This is a genomic window from Brenneria nigrifluens DSM 30175 = ATCC 13028 (genome assembly GCF_005484965.1).
In the GTDB taxonomy this organism is placed as follows: domain Bacteria; phylum Pseudomonadota; class Gammaproteobacteria; order Enterobacterales; family Enterobacteriaceae; genus Brenneria; species Brenneria nigrifluens.
In genome coordinates this window covers 1785030-1803378 of record NZ_CP034036.1, presented here as the reverse complement: position 1 = coordinate 1803378, position 18349 = coordinate 1785030, and the positions used below count along the sequence as shown (strand labels likewise).

General features: G+C 53.5%; 15 protein-coding genes. 11 read left to right on the top strand and 4 right to left on the bottom strand.

The genetic code is table 11. The annotated features are described in order from the left end of the window. Positions 1 to 275 precede the first annotated feature (275 nt). Positions 276 to 3578, top strand: coding sequence for a ribonuclease E (rne, locus tag EH206_RS08320; RefSeq protein WP_009112334.1), 3303 nt, complete (start codon positions 276 to 278; stop codon positions 3576 to 3578). 81 nt (positions 3579 to 3659) lie between these two features. Here rne and EH206_RS08315 read toward each other — a convergent pair whose 3' ends face one another. Then, the gene (locus EH206_RS08315; RefSeq protein WP_009112333.1) at positions 3660 to 3947 is read right to left on the bottom strand and encodes a putative quinol monooxygenase; all 288 of its coding nucleotides are present in this window, start codon (positions 3945 to 3947) and stop codon (positions 3660 to 3662) included. Positions 3948 to 4108: 161 nt separating this feature from the next. Between EH206_RS08315 and pyrC the strand changes: the two genes are divergently transcribed. The 6 genes from pyrC to EH206_RS08285 all read left to right on the top strand — a co-directional run bounded on the left by pyrC (position 4109) and on the right by EH206_RS08285 (position 7993). Beyond that, the gene (gene pyrC / locus EH206_RS08310) at positions 4109 to 5158 is read left to right on the top strand and encodes a dihydroorotase (RefSeq protein WP_009112332.1); all 1050 of its coding nucleotides are present in this window, start codon (positions 4109 to 4111) and stop codon (positions 5156 to 5158) included. 97 nt (positions 5159 to 5255) lie between these two features. Then, positions 5256 to 5498, top strand: coding sequence for a DNA damage-inducible protein I (gene dinI, locus EH206_RS08305; RefSeq protein ID WP_009112331.1), 243 nt, complete (start codon positions 5256 to 5258; stop codon positions 5496 to 5498). A 143-nt stretch (positions 5499 to 5641) separates the two neighbouring features. After that, entirely contained in the window at positions 5642 to 5899 is a 258-nt protein-coding gene (locus tag EH206_RS08300; RefSeq protein WP_009112330.1) for a hypothetical protein, read from the top strand. 218 nt (positions 5900 to 6117) lie between these two features. Beyond that, positions 6118 to 6372, top strand: a complete 255-nt coding sequence (gene bssS / locus EH206_RS08295) for a biofilm formation regulator BssS (protein ID WP_009112329.1) — start codon at positions 6118 to 6120, stop codon at positions 6370 to 6372. 461 nt (positions 6373 to 6833) lie between these two features. Continuing rightward, positions 6834 to 7388, top strand: a complete 555-nt coding sequence (locus EH206_RS08290) for a cytochrome b (protein ID WP_009112328.1) — start codon at positions 6834 to 6836, stop codon at positions 7386 to 7388. A gap of 29 nt (positions 7389 to 7417) precedes the next feature. Beyond that, positions 7418 to 7993: a YceI family protein gene (locus EH206_RS08285; RefSeq protein WP_040343760.1), complete on the top strand. Its 576-nt coding sequence runs from the start codon at positions 7418 to 7420 to the stop codon at positions 7991 to 7993. 60 nt (positions 7994 to 8053) lie between these two features. Here the strand turns inward: EH206_RS08285 and trhO are convergent, their stop codons facing one another. Then, a complete protein-coding gene (gene trhO / locus EH206_RS08280) occupies positions 8054 to 9121 on the bottom strand; it encodes an oxygen-dependent tRNA uridine(34) hydroxylase TrhO (RefSeq protein ID WP_009112326.1) in 1068 nt (355 codons plus the stop codon). 229 nt (positions 9122 to 9350) lie between these two features. Here trhO and EH206_RS08275 point away from each other — a divergent pair, with 229 nt between their 5' ends. From EH206_RS08275 to mdtG, 3 genes are all read left to right on the top strand, one after another. Further along, a complete protein-coding gene (locus tag EH206_RS08275; RefSeq protein WP_009112325.1) occupies positions 9351 to 10445 on the top strand; it encodes an NADH:flavin oxidoreductase/NADH oxidase in 1095 nt (364 codons plus the stop codon). Between the two features lie 269 nt (positions 10446 to 10714). Further along, positions 10715 to 11635: a Kdo(2)-lipid IV(A) acyltransferase gene (locus EH206_RS08270; protein ID WP_040343059.1), complete on the top strand. Its 921-nt coding sequence runs from the start codon at positions 10715 to 10717 to the stop codon at positions 11633 to 11635. Between the two features lie 223 nt (positions 11636 to 11858). Beyond that, on the top strand, positions 11859 to 13085 hold the full coding sequence (mdtG, locus tag EH206_RS08265; protein ID WP_009112323.1) for a multidrug efflux MFS transporter MdtG: 1227 nt from the start codon (positions 11859 to 11861) through the stop codon (positions 13083 to 13085). Positions 13086 to 13201: 116 nt separating this feature from the next. On the opposite strand, the gene mdoH is transcribed toward mdtG, so the two are convergent. Together mdoH and EH206_RS08255 are read right to left on the bottom strand one after the other, a co-directional pair. Continuing rightward, on the bottom strand, positions 13202 to 15751 hold the full coding sequence (gene mdoH, locus EH206_RS08260) for a glucans biosynthesis glucosyltransferase MdoH (RefSeq protein ID WP_009112322.1): 2550 nt from the start codon (positions 15749 to 15751) through the stop codon (positions 13202 to 13204). Beyond that, positions 15744 to 17312: a glucan biosynthesis protein G gene (locus EH206_RS08255; protein WP_009112321.1), complete on the bottom strand. Its 1569-nt coding sequence runs from the start codon at positions 17310 to 17312 to the stop codon at positions 15744 to 15746. Before EH206_RS08255 ends, mdoH begins: the two co-directional genes overlap by 8 nt. 513 nt (positions 17313 to 17825) lie before the next feature. Here EH206_RS08255 and EH206_RS08250 point away from each other — a divergent pair. Continuing rightward, positions 17826 to 18242 (top strand): DUF2946 domain-containing protein, encoded by a 417-nt coding sequence (locus tag EH206_RS08250; RefSeq protein ID WP_009112320.1) that lies wholly within the window; start codon positions 17826 to 17828, stop codon positions 18240 to 18242. Positions 18243 to 18349: the final 107 nt, after the last annotated feature.

Here is an 18349-nt window from a genome sequence, read left to right as displayed (position 1 = left end):
AATGTGATATCAAGCAGTTAGCGGGCTGCGGATTGCAGCTTGGCCGGCAAATGGAATCAGATCTGGCGACATTATTCAGAAGCTGTTCCCTCAGTAAACGCGCTGTTTTCCATCAGGAAATACAGGCTACCGAAAAATGCGCCTCCATGCAGGCGACAACCGGGAGGTTGACGTCCCTGCGATAAGCCACGAGGCCATCGGTTCACTCCGGTCATGCGGTTCTTTTGTCCGCAGCTCTATCAATAATGTACGTAAAAATAACGAGTAAGTTAAAGATGAAGAGAATGTTGATTAACGCGACTCAACAGGAAGAGTTGCGTGTTGCCTTGGTTGATGGTCAACGACTGTACGATCTGGACATCGAAAGTCCCGGTCATGAACAGAAGAAAGCGAATATCTACAAAGGTAAAATCACCCGTATTGAACCCAGCCTTGAAGCCGCTTTTGTCGATTATGGCGCCGAAAGACACGGTTTTCTCCCTCTCAAAGAGATCGCTCGCGAATATTTTCCCAGCAACTACTCCTCTCATGGTCGTCCCAACATCAAAGATGTATTGCGTGAAGGCCAGGAAGTCATTGTTCAGGTAGATAAAGAAGAGCGAGGCAACAAAGGCGCGGCGCTGACGACTTTTATCAGCCTGGCCGGCAGCTATCTGGTCCTGATGCCGAACAACCCCCGCGCCGGCGGTATTTCACGCCGTATCGAGGGGGACGATCGAACCGAACTGAAAGAGGCGCTAGGCTCTTTACAGTTGCCCGACGGCATGGGGTTGATTGTGCGTACCGCCGGCGTGGGTAAATCCGCCGAGGCGCTGCAATGGGATCTGGCTTTCCGTCTGAAACACTGGGAAGCCATCAAAAAAGCGGCGGAAGGCCGTCCGGCTCCGTTCCTGATTCACCAGGAAAGCAACGTGATTGTGCGCGCTTTCCGCGACTATCTACGCCCGGATATCGGCGAAATTCTGATCGACAACCCCAAGATCCTCGAACGCGCCAAAGAGCATATCGCCGCCCTGGGCCGCCCCGATTTCAGCAGTAAAATCAAACTTTACAGCGGTGAAATCCCGCTGTTCAGCCACTATCAGATTGAGTCCCAGATTGAATCCGCCTTCCAGCGCGAAGTGCGCCTGCCTTCGGGCGGCTCCATCGTTATCGACACCACGGAAGCCCTGACGGCGATCGATATCAACTCGGCGCGCGCGACGCGCGGCGGCGATATTGAAGAAACGGCGTTCAATACCAACCTGGAAGCGGCGGATGAAATCGCCCGCCAGCTGCGGCTGCGCGACCTGGGCGGCTTGATCGTCATCGACTTTATCGATATGACGCCGGTGCGCCACCAGCGTGAAGTGGAAAACCGCCTGCGGGATTCCGTACGCCAGGATCGCGCCCGCATTCAAATCGGCCGGATTTCACGTTTCGGCCTGCTGGAGATGTCCCGCCAGCGCCTCAGCCCGTCGCTGGGCGAATCTAGCCACCACGTCTGCCCGCGCTGCGGCGGCACCGGCACCGTGCGCGATAACGAATCGCTTTCTCTGTCTATTCTGCGCCTGATTGAAGAAGAAGCGCTGAAGGAAAACACCAAAGAAGTTCACGCCATCGTTCCGGTGCAGATTGCCTCTTATCTGCTGAACGAGAAGCGTGATGCGGTCAACGCCATCGAAACCCGTCAGGGCGGCGTTCGCGCCATCATCGTTCCCCATGACGGTATGCAAACGCCGCACTACTCCGTGGTGCGCGTGCGTAAGGGCGAAGAGAAACCCTCGCTCAGCTATCTGTTGCCGCAGTTGCTGGAAACCGAAGCGCAGCAACTGCAGGAAGAACAGACGGTCGAACGTAAACAGCCCGAACAGCCGGCGCTGGCCACCTTCACCATGCCTGACATGCCGACGGAAGAGACAGTGCCGGAAGTGGAAAAAGCCGCTCCTGTGGCTCAAGGGGCCCCTGCCCAGCCGAGCATTGTCAGCCGTTTCCTCGGCGCCCTGAAAGGCATTTTCGCCGCCGAACCGGCTGTGGAAACCGTAGATAAAGCGGATGAGCAGAAAAACGAGTCGGCTAACGCCGGTGATGCGCAACGTCAGGAACGTCGTCCTGCGCGCCGTCAAGGCAACAACCGCCGCGACCGCGGGACACGGGACAATCGTGAACCACGCGAAGATCAACGCCGCAATAAACGTCAGCAGACCGAAGCCGTCGCTGAAACACCGGCGGTAGAGGCAACTGAAAAAGCCGCCATCGACGAACAGCCGCGTCGTGAACCGCGCGCGGAACGTCAGCGTCGTCGTCCGGATGAAAAACGCCAGCAGCAGGAAGCGAAGGCGCAAAACGCGGTTATTGAGGCAGCGATCGACGCACCGGAAGAGAACATCGCCGAACAGGATAAGCCCGCGCAGGTTATGCCGCGCCGCCAGCGTCGCCAACTGACGCAGAAAGTGCGTGTGCAATCTGCAAGCGATGAAGCGGTTGAAAAGGCGACGCCGGCACTGGCGTTTGAAACGGCGCCGGCGCAGTCCAATCCCGTCGATGAGCAGATTATCGCTGACAACGACGATGCGGAAAATACCTCGGCCTTTGACGCCAACCGCGGCGACAACGCCGAAAATGGCGGAATGCCGCGCCGTTCGCGCCGTTCGCCGCGTCATCTGCGCGTAAGCGGTCAGCGTCGTCGTCGTTACCGTGATGAACGCTATCCATTGCAGTCGCCGATATCATTGGAATACGCCTCCGCTTCGCCGGAAATCGCGTCGGGCAAAGTATGGATTAGCTATCCTGTCGCGCAATCCCCGCAGTTGGAGCAGGCCGAGGAGCAAGTAGCGGATGAGAATATCGTTTCTGCCGCCACGCCTCTGCTGCCGGCCGTCGTGGATGCCGCCGTCCCGGTTATTGAGACCGTAACACAGCAAACGCCGACGGTTGAAGCGGGGCCGGCGAGCGCAGCGTATGATGAGACGATTACCGCGGCGGCTAAAGAGGATCAGGCGGAAGAAATCGTGCCGCCGGCAGCGCAAGAGTCCGCGCCTCAGGCCGAGGAAGAATCATCAGCCGCGGAGCGAACAACGGACACGCCGGTTGTTGAAACCACGGTTAGTGAGACGGCGGCTGAGAATGACGCCACCGTTGCGGCAACCGACGCAACCGAGGAAATTTCTGCTGCAGAGGCGCCGATTAACGCTAGCACGGCGGATGCGGCTGTCGAAATAGCCTCGGAGACGCCGGCGGATACAGTGATTTCTCTGTCGCAGGCAGTCGAGGAGGAAAAAACGCCGGCGGCTGAAGCTGAGGCAAGTTCCCCGACGCGCGATACGGCGGCGGCAAGCCCCGCGGTCGAGTCGTCTGCCGAGGCGGCCGCTCAGCCAACTCAGGCCGACGCCGGCGCTTCCGCTGCGCCTCGCTATAAGCTTCACGCGACGGCGCCGATGACGAAAGCCCCGGCCCCGGACAACCAGACGGAACCGGCGCGTCAAAGCGACTGGCAGCGTCCAGTGTATCAGTTTGCCGGCAAAGGCGCCGCCGGCGGCCACGCGGCCGTTAATCAGGCTACGGCGCCGGCGACCAAACCGCCCGCAATAAGCGAATAATCCGCCGCGTCGCCAACGCAAAACACCCGCCACTCGGCGGGTGTTTTATTATGGCGCTTGCTGAACGTATCTCCCTTTTTATCAGTCCAGATATTGCAGCAGCTTTATCTCCATCGCGCTGGTTTTCCCTGCAAGCCGGGACACCAGACGCTGAAAGTGCTCGCTCTGTTCATGCTCGGTCAGCTGCGCCTGACTTTTCCAGCGCTCAAAAAAGACAAAGGCCCCCGGCTTGCCGATCTCTGCATGCAGATCGTATTGCAAGTTACCCGACTCCCGACGGCTGGGCGCCACAACTTGCTTCACTGCGGCGCCAACCTCTTCAATAAACTCGGCTTTAGCCTGTAAACTGGCAACGATGCGGATTTCCATGGTAGTCCTTATTTGATTTACAAAAGATAAGGTATGAAATGCCTATCCGTAGTTAATTTCAAGCATTCATCAACAAACGGATGCATTCAGGAAGCTTTGCCCTTATTCTTGTTCCCCGCCGTATCAGTCCCTAAACCCACTGACCGCCGGAGCCACATTTCATGACCGCACTGCACGATACTTTGAAAATCCCCCGCCCTGACGACTGGCACCTTCATTTACGTGACGATAGGATGCTGGAAACCGTTCTTCCGTACACCAGTCGTTTTTTCGGCCGCGCTATCGTGATGCCCAATCTGACGCCGCCAATCACCAGCGTGGCAAGCGCCATCGCCTATCGGCGGCGTATTCTTGCGGCAATCCCCGAGGGGGATAATTTTCAGCCGTTGATGACCTGCTACCTGACCGACTCGCTGGACGCCGCAGAGATTGCCAGCGGCTTTGAGCAAGGCGTTTTCACCGCGGCAAAATTATATCCCGCCAATGCCACCACCAACTCCAGCCACGGCGTAACCGACATCGCCACTATCCACCCGATACTGGAAAAGATGCAAAAAATTGGCATGCCGCTGTTGATTCATGGCGAAGTGACCGATCCCGCGGTAGATATTTTTGATCGGGAAGCCCGATTTATCGAGTCAGTGATGGAACCGCTGCGCCGGCGGTTTCCCGAGTTGAAAGTGGTCTTCGAGCACATTACCACCAAAGAAGCCGCTCAGTATGTCGTCTCCGGCAATCGGTATCTTGCCGCCACCATTACCCCCCAGCATTTAATGTTCAACCGCAACCATATGCTGGTCGGCGGGATTCGCCCACATCTGTTCTGCCTGCCCATTCTCAAAAGAAATACTCACCAGCAGGCGCTGCGTGATGCCGTCGCCAGCGGCTGTAACCGGCTTTTTCTCGGCACCGACTCCGCCCCCCATGCCAGACACCGTAAAGAATCCGCCTGCGGCTGTGCCGGAGTGTTTAATGCCCAGGCGGCATTAAGCGCCTACGCGACCGTTTTTGATGAAATAAATGCGTTGGACAAACTGGCGGCATTTTGTTCATTGAACGGCCCGAATTTTTATGGTTTGCCGGTGAATGAGGAGTGGCTTGAACTCTACCGCAGTCCGGTGACCTTCCCGGAAGAAATTTCACTGGGAAATGAATCATTGATTCCCTTTCTCGCCGGACAACGCCTTGGCTGGTCCGTTCGCAGCGCTTAGGGTATAACCTGATTCGATCAGCTATGAATTTTTCTTCACCGCTTGTTCTTTCTTTCTAATAACTGTATAAATAAACAGTTAAATATCGGAGGCAATGATGCGTGTAGAAATTACCATAGCAAAGTCATCCCCTTTGCCGGCAGGCGCCATTGAGGCGCTGACCACTGAACTGGGGCGGCGTATTCATCGGCAGTACCCCGATATCCCGGTTCAGGTTCGTTACGCGGCGGGCAATAGCCTTACCGTGCTGGGCGCCGGTAAAGATGACAAAGAGCGTATATCTGAAATTTTGCAAGAAACCTGGGAAAGCGCGGACGACTGGTTTATACCTGAAGCATAAATATTTCCGCAAGGTCGGCTCTCGCTTTATGCGTCGCGTTCTGGCATGTTGTGTAGTCTGTTGAAAGATTTGGTTATACACGGTAATAACCATTGGTATCGGGCATTTCACCACCGTGTTAGTCACGACTGAGGATAGCTATTATGGCAGTAGAAAAACCAGAAGAAGCAATGACATTCGGTGAGCTGCTGGAGTTGATCGGCGCACAACAGCGAAAAATTGACGCATTGGAGCTTGCATTTTCATCTCTGGTCTTCTGTCTTGATGAAAAAGCAAACCAGTTGCTGATCCACAATCTGAAGCTGGAATCACAAAATGAGAATCGGGATCCCTTGATGAAAAAACATCTTGCCCGCTTCGCCGCCACGCTGGAGAAAAATGCCGGTTTAAATAGCGAATAGCGCTGTTATCTTCCCCTATTTATCACCCCAGTCTGGGACAAATGAATGCTCGTTCCGGACTGTTTAATTATCGCACAATGTTTTTTTTTGCAGTTTTTTTGAAAATATTTCCCATAAATTAAATAAGCGGCGATATACTGATAAAGCTCTTCTAAATAAGGAGCCGCCTTAAACCTCGTTAGTCACTCATGTTGGTAACTAGTCAATAAGGGGTATTTATGGATAGAAAAAATGAAGTTATTCAGACACATCCTCTTGTAGGTTGGGACATCAGTACCGTTGACAGTTATGACGCCATGATGATCCGTTTACACTATTTGTCCACCTCGGATCAGGCTCCAGATGAAGCGCAAGTTGACCGGACGTTATGGTTAACGACGGATGTAGCCAGACAGCTTATATACATACTTGAAGCCGGCATCGCCAAGATTGAATCAACAGACAGTCAGGCGCTTGATTATCGCAAGCATTAACTATTGATATTGCTGTTAATATTATTATTTCATACCAGATTTACCGATTTTTTGCTTCACAACCGCCCATAACAACACCGTCTTTCCGACGGTGTTGTTATTTTAAGCGCCAACCGCCAATTTGTCCTTTTTTTGTCCCAGACCAGCCATTTAAACCAAGAACTCACGCCCGCCGCCGATAGTTACCCGTTACATAATTATTCAGCAAATAAAATACATGGTGAACATTGATATTTCTGTCCGCCGCAATCTCGCACGCTATCGCTATTGAAAAATCAGGCCATCCTGTTTTTATTTTCTTTCTTAATTACAATAATCAGATTGAATAAGATATGAATTTAAATTCAAAAAAACTGTTCAAAGTTACGCTATTGTTATGATTGGCACTTTTATATTGATTTTGTGTCTCTACCTGTTTAATTTTGCCGAGTACTCACGTTACCTGATAAGGAGTCATCAACATGCTTTGGCGTAATACCTCATCGCGTTACGGTCATATCAGCATTCTTCTCCATTGGGCATCCGCGCTGACCATTTACGGCATGTTTGCGCTAGGGCTATGGATGGTAACGTTGGGATATTATGATGTGTGGTATCACCGCGCGCCCGAAATCCATAAAAGCATCGGGATATTGCTCTTTGCCGTTATAATCTTCCGGGTTGTCTGGCGTTTCATTTCTCCCCCGCCGCGGCCGTTAAGCAGTTATTCAACCTTTACCCGCATCGGCGCAGCGCTGGCGCACATTACCCTCTATGTCGTGCTGTTTGCGATACTTATCAGCGGTTATCTGATATCCACGGCAGAGGGACAATCGATTTCAGTTTTTGGCTGGTTTTCTATTCCGGCTACAGTAAGCGGCCTGACGGACCAGGCCGATATTGCCGGCACCGTGCATCTTTATCTTGCCTGGGTAGTGGTAGTTCTGTCAGTACTGCACGGTTTAGCCGCATTAAAGCACCACTTTATAGATGGTGATTCGACGTTGAAACGGATGTTGGGTCGCAACATCCCTTAACTTTCTGGATTTATGGAGAAATACCAATGCTGAAAAAAACATTACTGGGCCTGACGGCCTTTTCCCTGCTGGCCTCCGCCGGATCGGCCCTGGCCGCCGATTACAAGTTCGATAAGGAAGGTCAGCACGCGTTTATTCAATTCCGCATCAACCATTTGGGCTATAGCTGGATTTATGGCGGCTTTAACGATTTTGACGGGACTTTTACTTTCGATGAAAAGAACCCCGCGGCTGATAAGGTGAATGTTACCATCAACACCAACAGCGTCGATACCAACCACGCCGAACGCGACAAGCATATCCGCAGCGCCGACTTCCTGAATGTGTCCAAGTTCCCGCAAGCCACCTTCACCTCTACTGAGGTGAAAAAAGACGGTGATGAGTACGATATCACCGGAAACCTGACCTTAAACGGCGTAACCAAACCGGTTAAGCTGGACGCTAAACTGATCGGTCAGGGCAACGATCCCTGGGGCAACTATCGCGCCGGTTTTGAAGCGGAAGGGACCATCAAGCTGAAAGACTTTAATATCACCAACGACCTGGGGCCCGCGTCTCAAGAGGTTGAATTGATAATTTCCGTCGAAGGCGTACGTCAGAAATAAGCGAACATCGCCACGTCCGATTAAAGCCCTTTCAACAGATGAAAGGGCTTTTTACTATCATTACTTTTCCTCACCCTCGGCGGGCGGTGAAGGAATACCTAATGTGGATTGCAACAATCCTTTCGATTTATTAAAAATCTTCATGCCGTTTTCACGGCCGCTGCGGCGGGCGCGTTGCTCTTCCAGCGGTAGTTGCCGCTCTTGCTGACAGGCCGCGCTACAGCAGCCGGCATATTTTTCCGCACACGTCGGGCACTGGATAAACAACAGATGGCAGCCTTCATTACGGCAGTTGGTATGGCTGTCGCAAGCGGCGCCGCACTGATGACAATGGGCGATCACCTCATCGGAAATTCGTTCGCCCATCCGTTCATCAAAGACAAAGTTTTTGCCGATAAACTTCAGCGGCAGCCCCTGCGCTTTAGCCTGACGGGCATACTCGATAATACCGCCTTCAACATGGTAAACATGTTTAAAACCGTGATGGAGCATATAAGCGCTCGCTTTCTCGCAGCGGATCCCCCCGGTACAGTACATGACGATATTTTTATCCCGCTGATGATTGAGCATCTCCACCGCCATCGGGAGCTGCTCGCGGAAGGTATCCGAGGGGATTTCCAGCGCATTTTCAAAGTGTCCGACCTCGTATTCATAATGATTACGCATATCGACAAATAACGTATCGGGGTCGTCCGCCATGGCGTTCACCTGTTCGGCTTGCAGATACTGCCCGACTTGCGCCGGATTAAAGGTTGGGTCATCGATGCCGTCGGCCACAATGCGGTCACGAACTTTCATGCGCAGAACCCAGAATGATTTTCCATCATCGTCCAACGCAATATTCAGCCGAATCTGGTCAAGCGCGGGATGGGCGGAGAACAAAACGCTTTTAAAGGCGGCGAACTGGTTATTCGGCACGCTGATCTGCGCATTGATACCTTCCGCCGCGATATAGATGCGACCAAATACCTTGAGTGGCGCAAACCGGGTATACAGGCGATCGCGAAACGCTTTGGGATCGTCAAGCGTGAAATATTTATAGAAAGAGACTGTAGTACGCGGCTCGGTTTCAGCCAGCATGCGCGCTTTCAGCTCCTCATTGGAAACCCGGTTATGTAACACTGGCATGGTGTACTTTCCTGTCTTCATTGAGGTTAATCGTTACCGCTCAGCGCCGGATTTATCCTGACCGGCGCAACAGCCCGGCATCATACCTGATAGCGCAATCGCTGTCAGGAGGTGAAATTGATAGTGGGATATGAAATAGTGCGCTTATAGTTAGAAGATTATTGCTCTATATTAATCCGGATCGTCGCTTTCCGGATTTCATCGGAAAATCACCAACCAAGGTCGTCGTATGAGTCAGCTATTCTCTCCCTTGTCGCTCGGTAAACTCACACTCCCTAACCGCATCATCATTGCCCCCATGTGCCAATACTCGGCGGAGGATGGCAAAGCGACCGACTGGCATACCATGCATTTGGGCAATCTCTCCCATTCCGGCGCCGGGCTGTTAATTCTGGAAGCCACCGCCGTGGCGCCGGAAGGCCGGATTTCATCCCACGACCTGGGCTTATGGGATCAGGACACCGAAGAGGCCCTTGGCTCCGTTATTCAGGCGATAAAAAAATACTCGGCTATTCCCCTGGGGATCCAACTGGCCCATGCCGGTCGCAAAGCGTCAAGCGACGTGCCGTGGAGCGGGCGCGCCCTGCTGAGCCCCGAACGGGGAGGATGGCAGACGGTCGCGCCATCGGATATTCCCTACAATGAAAAAGACCCGGCCCCGCTGGCAATGACCACCCGGCAAATCAACCAGCTGATCGCATCCTTCGTCGACTCAGCCAAGCGGGCGGACCGCCTTGGCTTTGATTTGATAGAGCTTCATGCCGCGCATGGCTATTTACTGCACCAGTTTCTGTCCCCCCTGGCAAATTACCGCACGGATGAATACGGCGGTTCATTGCAGAACCGCATGCGCCTGGTTTTAGCCGTTTATAACGCGGTTCGGCGGGTATTTCCGGCGCATAAAGCGGTCGGCGTGCGCATCTCGGCCACGGATGGCGTAGCCTGCGGCTGGGATATGGAACAATCCGTTCAACTCGCCGAGGCTTTACATGCATCAGGCTGCGACTTTATTCATGTCTCCAGCGGCGGCCTGTCCGCAGAGCAGCAAATCCAGCCGGGACCAAACTATCAGGTACCCTATGCCCAGCGCATCAAACAGGAAGTCGGCATTGCCACCATTGCCGTCGGGTTGATTACCGAACCCGAACAGGCTGAAGCGATTGTGGCTACCGGCGAAGCCGACGCCGTCGCCCTGGCCCGCGCCATTCTCTTTAATCCTCGCTGGCCGTGGCATGCGGCGGCCAGACTGGGGGAGCAGGTAAAGGCGCCGCCCCAGTACTGGCGCAGTGAACCGCGTTACGCCCAGGGCGTATTTAAACGGTGAAGTTAAAATACCGAGTCCGAATAGATACGGGGTCCGGAATCAGCGGGTGACCGGGCCTATCCGTCTTGATGCCGTCAACGCTTACCAACCGCCGGTTGTTGATGATATCATTATATATTCACTTATTTTTTATGAAAATCAGGCTAGAGCGCCTCAGAAATTTGTTTTCCCATGAAAGTGCCGCAATACTCTATCCTGTCGAGTGGAAATTCCATTTATTCTTTTGCAAGTATGAGTGCCTGTACGCACCAGAATTTGATACTGAGACCATGACACAACTCCCTGTTTTTAATCGTTCATTATTGCACCCGCGTTATTGGTTAACCTGGCTGGGCATCGGCATCCTTTATCTGGTGGTGTTTCTGCCTTATCCTCTGCTTTATCGTATCGGCACCGGTCTCGGTCACCTGTCGATACGCCTGCTGCCGCGCCGTGTTGAAATCACCACCCGGAATCTTGAGCTATGTTTTCCGGATATGCCGCCGGCCGAACGCAGGGAGTTGGTCAGAAAAAACTTTGAAGCCGTGGGGATGGGGATACTTGAAACCGGCATGGCCTGGTTCTGGCCCGACTGGCGTATAGAGCGCTGGTTTACGGTAAAAGGCCTTGAACATATCCGGCGGTTACGTGAGGAAAAGCAGGGAATATTGCTGATCGGTCTGCATTTTCTGACGCTGGAACTGGGCGCCCGCATCTTTGGTATTCATAATGCCGGCATTGGCGTCTATCGTCCTAACGATAACAAATTGCTTGACTGGTTGCAGACCTGGGGAAGAATGCGCTCCAACAAATCGATGCTCGACCGGAAGGACGTGAAAGGCATGATCCGGGCGCTTAAACAGGGTGAAATTATCTGGTATGCGCCCGATCATGATTATGGTCCGCGCAGCAGCGTATTCGTACCGCTGTTTGCCGTTGATAAAGCCGCCACCACGGTGGGAAGCTATATGCTGGCCAAAGCGGCCAGACCGGCCATTGTGCCTTTTGTGCCGCGCCGCCTGCCGCAAGGCAGAGGCTATGAGCTGCTGATTCAGCCGGTTGAATCGGACATACCTCTCGCCAGCGAAGCCGCCGCCGCGACCTGGATGAATAAGCTCGTAGAGCGAAATATCCTGTTGGCGCCCGACCAGTATATGTGGTTGCATCGCCGTTTTAAAACCCGCCCGGACGGCGAAGCATCGCTCTATTAACCCTGATAAAGAGACCATCCGCGGCGGCCGGCGTGGATGATCTTCCCCGTCTGACGTTCGCCCTCTTGAAAAACAGTCGTATTCTTAGCAGCTTATAATGATTATCTTGCCGATATCCTTTAAGCGGCTCATACTTAATAGATAGCCTGTTATGCAATAACTGATTTTTACCTTTTTTTGCCAGCCCTCTCCCATAAAAACAGCAATACGTTAACGGAAACTTATGACAGCAGAAACGGAGCCTATTGATTGGAAGCGTAATCTTTATGTTGCCTGGTTAGGCTGTTTTTTCACTGGAGCCGCATTCAGTCTGGTCATGCCTTTTCTTCCGCTCTACGTTGAACAGCTTGGCGTCACCGGCCACGAAGCGCTGAATATGTGGTCCGGCGTGGTTTTCAGCATTACCTTTCTCTTCTCCGCCATCGCCTCTCCTTTTTGGGGACGACTCGCCGACCGCAAGGGGCGTAAGCTGATGCTGCTACGCTCCGCGCTGGGTATGTGCATCGTTATGATACTTATGGGTCTGGCGCAAAATATATGGCAATTCCTGTTCCTGCGGGCCGCCCTAGGTATTCTGGGCGGTTTTGTTCCTAACGCCAATGCATTAATCGCCACTCAGGTTCCGCGCAATAAAAGCGGATGGGCGCTGGGAACGCTGTCAACCGGCGCCGTAAGCGGTGCGCTTATCGGCCCTCTGATCGGCGGCTATCTGGCGGATACCTATGGCTTACGCCCGGTGTTTTTCATCACCGCCGCGGTGCTGTTTATCTGCTTTCTGATCACCCTGATCTACATTCGGGAACGTTTTACCACCATCCGTAAAAAAGATATGCTTAGCGGCCGTCAGGTGATGACCTCGCTGAAAAACCCCAGGCTGGTATTAAGTCTGTTTATTACTACGTTGATTATCCAGGTCGCCACGGGATCGGTATCGCCGATACTCACGCTATTCGTGCGCGATTTGGCCGGGCATACGCAAAACTTGGCCTTTATCAGCGGAATGATCGCCGCCATTCCCGGCGTATCCGCGCTTATCAGCGCGCCGAGATTGGGCAAGTTAGGCGACAAAATCGGCCCGGAGCGCATTCTGATCGCCATGCTGGTGGTGTCGGTTTTATTATTGATTCCAATGGCCTTTGTTCAGTCCCCCTGGCAACTGGGCGTGCTTCGTTTCCTGCTGGGCGCGGCGGACGGGGCGTTACTGCCGGCGGTGCAGACATTGCTGATTTATCATTCCTCCAATCATGTCGCCGGACGGATATTCAGTTATAACCAGTCGTTTCGCGATGTGGGAAATGTGGCGGGCCCGGTGATAGGCGCATCCATCTCCGCGACCTACGGTTTCCGGGCGGTATTTATCGTTACCGCGTTGGTGGTGATGCTCAACGTGATTTACTCCTGGAGAAGCCTACAGCGCCGCTCCTCAAGAATTGAGCTGCCGGGAGATTAACCCGGCAGGCTGGACGTTGTTAGTATCCCATTGGTTCCTGACAATTTATCGACGATTAAATTACACGCAAAAAAAAGCAACGGCGCCACCGTTGCTTTTTATGCGTTTTAAGGCGATTACCCCTTGATTACCGGCGGCGGCAATTCGCGGTAATAGTCGGACCACGCGGCATACCGTTCCGGCTGCTGCCATACACGGTAATGGAGACGGGATATCGTTACCGGATCGCTTAACAGCGCCAAGCGCTGGTTATTGCCGACATCCTGCGGCGTGCGACCCAGCGCATCGTTGACATTCTGTTCGCGTACCGCTTCAATCGCCTGGCTGAAACGATGGCGGGCAGTGGCCATCGCGCTGGCCAGCGCATTGATTGACGGATCAAAAACCGCCTGAATAAAACCATGCTCCAGCTTGCGCTGACGATTCAACCGACAATACTCATCGGTGGCCACAAGTTCGCGCGGCGGCTCATATTCCTCAGGGATCAGCAACAGTTTGGCGCGTTTACAAGCCAGCCCCAGCGTGGCGCGGCTGGAATAAACCGAAACAAACGGTGAAAGAATCAATGAGAACACGATCGGCGAAAGCCACCACAGGAAACGCAGATCCAACCACGCCATCCCTATCGCCCAAACCAGTCCCAGGGTTAATTGGGAACCGTGGCGAATAAAGGCTTCCTTCCAGGGGGTAGCGTCGTCGTCACGCTGCGGCGATTTCCACTGTACCGACCACCCAAGGAAAGCGCTAACCACAAAGACGGTATGAAACAGCATTCTGACCGGCGCCAGCAGTACGGAGAACAGCATCTCTATCAGCAGGGAAATAAACAGCCGGCAAGCGCCGCCATAGGCCTTCGCGCCTTTGGCGCAAATCAGGATCACGCTTAATAATTTCGGTAAAAACAGCAGCACCAGCGTGGTGGAGAATAGCGCGATAGCCAGCTCCGGACGCCACTGCGGCCATACGGGAAATAACTGTCTGGGTTGCAGAAAGTACTGCGGCTCCATCAGGGTATGCACCACCTGCAAAGCCGTCGACAGCATCAGGAACATAAACCATAGCGGCGCCGACAGGTAAGACATCACCCCGGTCAGAAATACCGCCCGGTGAACCGGGTGCATGCCTTTAACCAGAAACAGCCGGAAGTTCATCAAGTTGCCGTGACACCAGCGGCGATCGCGTTTCAGCTCATCCAGCAGGTTAGGCGGCAACTCCTCATAGCTGCCCGGCAGATCATAGGCGATCCACACCCCCCATCCGGCGCGGCGCATCAATGCCGCTTCGACAAAATCATGGGAAAGAATGGCTCCGGCGAACGACCCCTCGCCCGGCAACGGCGCCAGCGCGCAGTGCTCGATAAAGGGTTTCACCCGGATAATGGCGTTGTGGCCCCAATAATGGGATTCGCCCAGTTGCCAAAAATGCAGCCCGGCGGTAAATAACGGACCGTAGACGCGGGTGGCGAACTGTTGGCAACGCGCATACAGCGTATCCATGCCCGACGCTTTCGGCGAGGACTGGATAATCCCCGCGTTCGGGTTCGCTTCCATCAGTCGGACGAGAGAGGTCAGACATTCGCCGCTCATCACGCTGTCCGCATCCAGAATAACCATATAGCTGTACTGACTGCCCCAGCGACGGCAGAAATCATCAATGTTGCCGCTCTTGCGTTTTACCCGGCGGCGGCGGCGGCGGTAAAAGATTCGTCCCGCCCCGTCCACATCCCGGCAAAGCTCCATCCAGGCTTTCTGCTCGGCGATGCAGGTATCCGCATCGTTACTATCGCTCAACACATAAATATCGAAGTGATCGAGCATCCCGGTGGCGGCCACGGATTCATAGGTGGCGCGCAGGCCGGCAAAAACGCGCGCGACATCCTCGTTGCAGATAGGCATGATAAGCGCGGTACGGTGTTCCGGATTGAGCGGCTCATCGCCAACCGTGGTGGAAGAGATGCTGTACTTATCCCGTCCGATCAGCAGTTGCAGAAACCCCATCAGGGCAGTCCAGAAACCGGCGGAAACCCAGCAGAACAGTACCGCGAACAGCACAAGAATGCCGCTCTGCAATACATACGGCAGCAGTTGCAGGAAGGATTGCATCAACGGCTGACCGGCCATTTCAAATGGGTCGATCAGCGCCCAGCCTTGATAAGGTAGGATGGTTTTCATATACCAGGTGGCAATCGCCGTCTGAAAAAGCGTCAGAATCAGCAGGATATAACGCCGCACCGTCCCCACTATGCGCCATCGGTTTTCAGCGATGGTTTCTTCAGGGGTGGTGTGATGGCGAGGCGGCACCGTCCGGCCCAGTAAACTTTCCCACCAGCGAACCAGCGGATTAGTACGCCAGACATCGGGAAACATGGAGGAACGCGCGATCGTCGGCATCGCCTTCAATGCGATCCGCCCTTGCGTATCCTTGCCCAGTTGACCGCCGTTATTCAAGCCGTCGGGCCAGGCCATTTCCAGACGCGTCTGAACCGAACTCAGCGCGGCATCTTCTTCCGTCTGAGTCTTGACCTGGCCGTCGCCGGCCAATGCCTGATGCAATGCCGACTGATCGATAATCTCTGCCGGTGACAGCTTTTCGCGCAGAACCCTCGCCTGCTCGGCAGGCAAGGGCAATTTCCCGATGTAATCGAGGGGGGAAGTTGACTTATTCATTGGCAGGTAGCTGATAACTCCAGGTTTCAGTCAATGGTGTTTCACCATTAATCAGCGCAGCCCGCATTTCTGTTGGCTGTTTATTGTCTTTCACACGCAAACGCAGCGTCAAGCGCCAGCCCTGAGTCACCGGGTTATAACGAACGCTGCTTTCAACAATCTCGCCGTTTTCGCCGATACTGACCTGAGAGGTAACGGAGGTTTCCTCATTCAGCGCTTTTAGCGTCGGTCCGACAAAGTCGACGATAAAAGCGGTAGTGCCATCGGGCTGACGAATCAGGTTCGACTGTTTTACATCCCCGGTGGAACGACGGGTCTGCTGAACATAGGCGACATCCGGCGAATGCAGTTTCTCTTCATCGCGGGTGAAACGCAGGAGATAGCTCAGTTCCAAAGGCTTACCGGTTTCAGGCAACACGTCCGGGGTCCAGAAAGCGACGATATTATCGTTGGTTTCATCCGCCGTCGGAATTTCAACCAGCTCGACTTTACCTTTACCCCACTCGCCTTTCGGTTCAATCCAGCCGCTGGGACGCAGATCGTAGCGATCGTCAAGATCTTCATAAGCGGAGAAAGCGCGGCCGCGCTGCAGCAAACCAAATCCTTGCGGATTTTCTACCGCATAGGTACTCACCGCCAGATGCCGGGGATTATTTAACGGTCGCCAAATCCACTCGCCGTTGCCGGCGTGAATCGACAAGCCGTTTGAATCATGCAGCGCCGGGCGGTAGTTCAGCGTTGACGCAGGCTGATTCGGTCCGAACAAATACATGCTGGTAAGCGGCGCCACGCCCAGCTTACCGACTTTGTCCCGCAGGAAGACTTTAGCCTGAACGGCAATAACGCTGTCGCCCCCCGGATAGACCACAAAGCGATAGGCCCCCGTCGCGCGCGGCGAATCAAGCAATGCGAAGATCACCAGGTGTTTATCGTTCGGTTTCGGCTGTTCGATCCAGAACTCGCGAAAGCGCGGAAACTCTTCCCCGGAAGGCAGCGCGGTATCAATAGCCAGCCCGCGCGCAGACAGGCCGTAAACCTGACCTTTACCGACCACACGGAAATAACTGGCGCCCAGCATACTGACGATTTCATCGTCTTTATCCGCTTTATTAATCGGATAGAGCACTTTAAAACCGGCGAAACCAAGGTTTTTCACCGTTTCGGGATCGTGATTGACCGGGCCAAAATTAAAGTAATCTGCTGAATATTTAATCTCTTTTACCGTTGTGGCAGTCACTTCATTAATTTTAACCGGCGTATCAAAATACATCCCTTGATGATAGAACTGCAATTTGAACGGCGTCTGCAACGTATTCCAGTATGATTTTTCGTGATTGAATACAATTTGCTGATAGTCGGCAAACTTCATATCACGGAGCGGTGCCGGGAGATTGCTTTTCGGCGCCTCGAAGCCTTTCGCCGCCAACTTCTCCGCCTGTTGAGCAACATCGTCAATGGAAAATGCCCAAACCGGCGCGGCGCTTAACGACAACACGACGACCGCTGAAAGCCAGCGAAGGCCGACGGCCCGCTTTTTAAACCCACATTTATTAACCAGCACAACTCCCCCTGTACGTGTGCTTCAAATTAAATCCATATTAATGGATAAGTTAGCTTTCCGACAACTTGATAAAGGCATGGTTCATCATAATAGGTCAGCGTTTAAGCAACGAAAGCGCCAATCGATGATAAACCGGTCCCGCGTCTTCGCAAAGAGCAACCCATCCCTCAATCCGGACAGCATCAGTAAAACTTTATTGCTTGAAAAAATTGAAAACTGACTCCCCGATGCCCTGCTTAAGAAAAGTCCTAATAATTTTTAAGCATGCCTATCCATAAAATATCGGATATCCGTACTATCCGGCTGCAGGAATATTCCGTTTGTCGCGCCGGGTAATTGATCCATTCACGCCACATGAACGGATGAAACGGGACAGACCATATTCATGTAATAACACGCGCCGCTATTTATTCACAGGGAATAAGCGGCAAACAAACATTTGTGTAACCAAAACCGCGCGGATTAAGGTACAGTATCCGCCACTGAATTCGATACGGCTTACATCATCTCGCTATGCTTTTGTCCCTGTTGCGGCGACGTTTTCCGGCCTGGCTCGCTATCTTCGCCACGCTGACCATTTCCATTGCGCCAGTGATTTCACAAATGCTGACGCACCGCGATCGCGATACCAGTCAGACCTTAAGCATAGCAACGGCTTTTGCAGATCATCATCACGCCGGACATCAAATCTCCGGCATGCACCATGGTCAAACGTCTCCCTCTCTCCACCCCCTGCCCGCATCCACGATGGATCATGCGGCCTGTGGCTATTGTGTTCTCTTTTCTTACACCCCGGCGTTGGCTGATGTCGGCGGCATTATCCTTGCGCTAACGCCGAATATGTCCCGTACCCGGGCGATAGCCTTCTTCTCCCGCATCATCCCGCTAACGCGATGTGTCTCGCCCGCGCCACGCGCCCCCCCATGCTGAGTATATGTCAATAAGCCTTCGGGCATTTATCTCGTAAACCAGGTAACGATACCTTTTCAGGTATCGCGTTGGTTCTGGTCGTTTTCCTGCCAACCGATTTCAGAAGG

What these genes read in the sequence shown, in the direction of transcription:
- bssS (WP_009112329.1), top strand. Translation starts at nt 6,118, where the DNA reads ATGGATAGAAAAAATGAAGTTATTCAGACACATCCTCTTGTAGGTTGG.
- EH206_RS08250 (WP_009112320.1), top strand. Translation starts at nt 17,826, where the DNA reads ATGCTTTTGTCCCTGTTGCGGCGACGTTTTCCGGCCTGGCTCGCTATC.
- EH206_RS08315 (WP_009112333.1), bottom strand. Translation starts at nt 3,947, where the DNA reads ATGGAAATCCGCATCGTTGCCAGTTTACAGGCTAAAGCCGAGTTTATT.
- EH206_RS08275 (WP_009112325.1), top strand. Translation starts at nt 9,351, where the DNA reads ATGAGTCAGCTATTCTCTCCCTTGTCGCTCGGTAAACTCACACTCCCT.
- EH206_RS08290 (WP_009112328.1), top strand. Translation starts at nt 6,834, where the DNA reads ATGCTTTGGCGTAATACCTCATCGCGTTACGGTCATATCAGCATTCTT.
- trhO (WP_009112326.1), bottom strand. Translation starts at nt 9,121, where the DNA reads ATGCCAGTGTTACATAACCGGGTTTCCAATGAGGAGCTGAAAGCGCGC.
- EH206_RS08300 (WP_009112330.1), top strand. Translation starts at nt 5,642, where the DNA reads ATGGCAGTAGAAAAACCAGAAGAAGCAATGACATTCGGTGAGCTGCTG.
- mdtG (WP_009112323.1), top strand. Translation starts at nt 11,859, where the DNA reads ATGACAGCAGAAACGGAGCCTATTGATTGGAAGCGTAATCTTTATGTT.
- mdoH (WP_009112322.1), bottom strand. Translation starts at nt 15,751, where the DNA reads ATGAATAAGTCAACTTCCCCCCTCGATTACATCGGGAAATTGCCCTTG.
- dinI (WP_009112331.1), top strand. Translation starts at nt 5,256, where the DNA reads ATGCGTGTAGAAATTACCATAGCAAAGTCATCCCCTTTGCCGGCAGGC.
- EH206_RS08270 (WP_040343059.1), top strand. Translation starts at nt 10,715, where the DNA reads ATGACACAACTCCCTGTTTTTAATCGTTCATTATTGCACCCGCGTTAT.
- rne (WP_009112334.1), top strand. Translation starts at nt 276, where the DNA reads ATGAAGAGAATGTTGATTAACGCGACTCAACAGGAAGAGTTGCGTGTT.
- pyrC (WP_009112332.1), top strand. Translation starts at nt 4,109, where the DNA reads ATGACCGCACTGCACGATACTTTGAAAATCCCCCGCCCTGACGACTGG.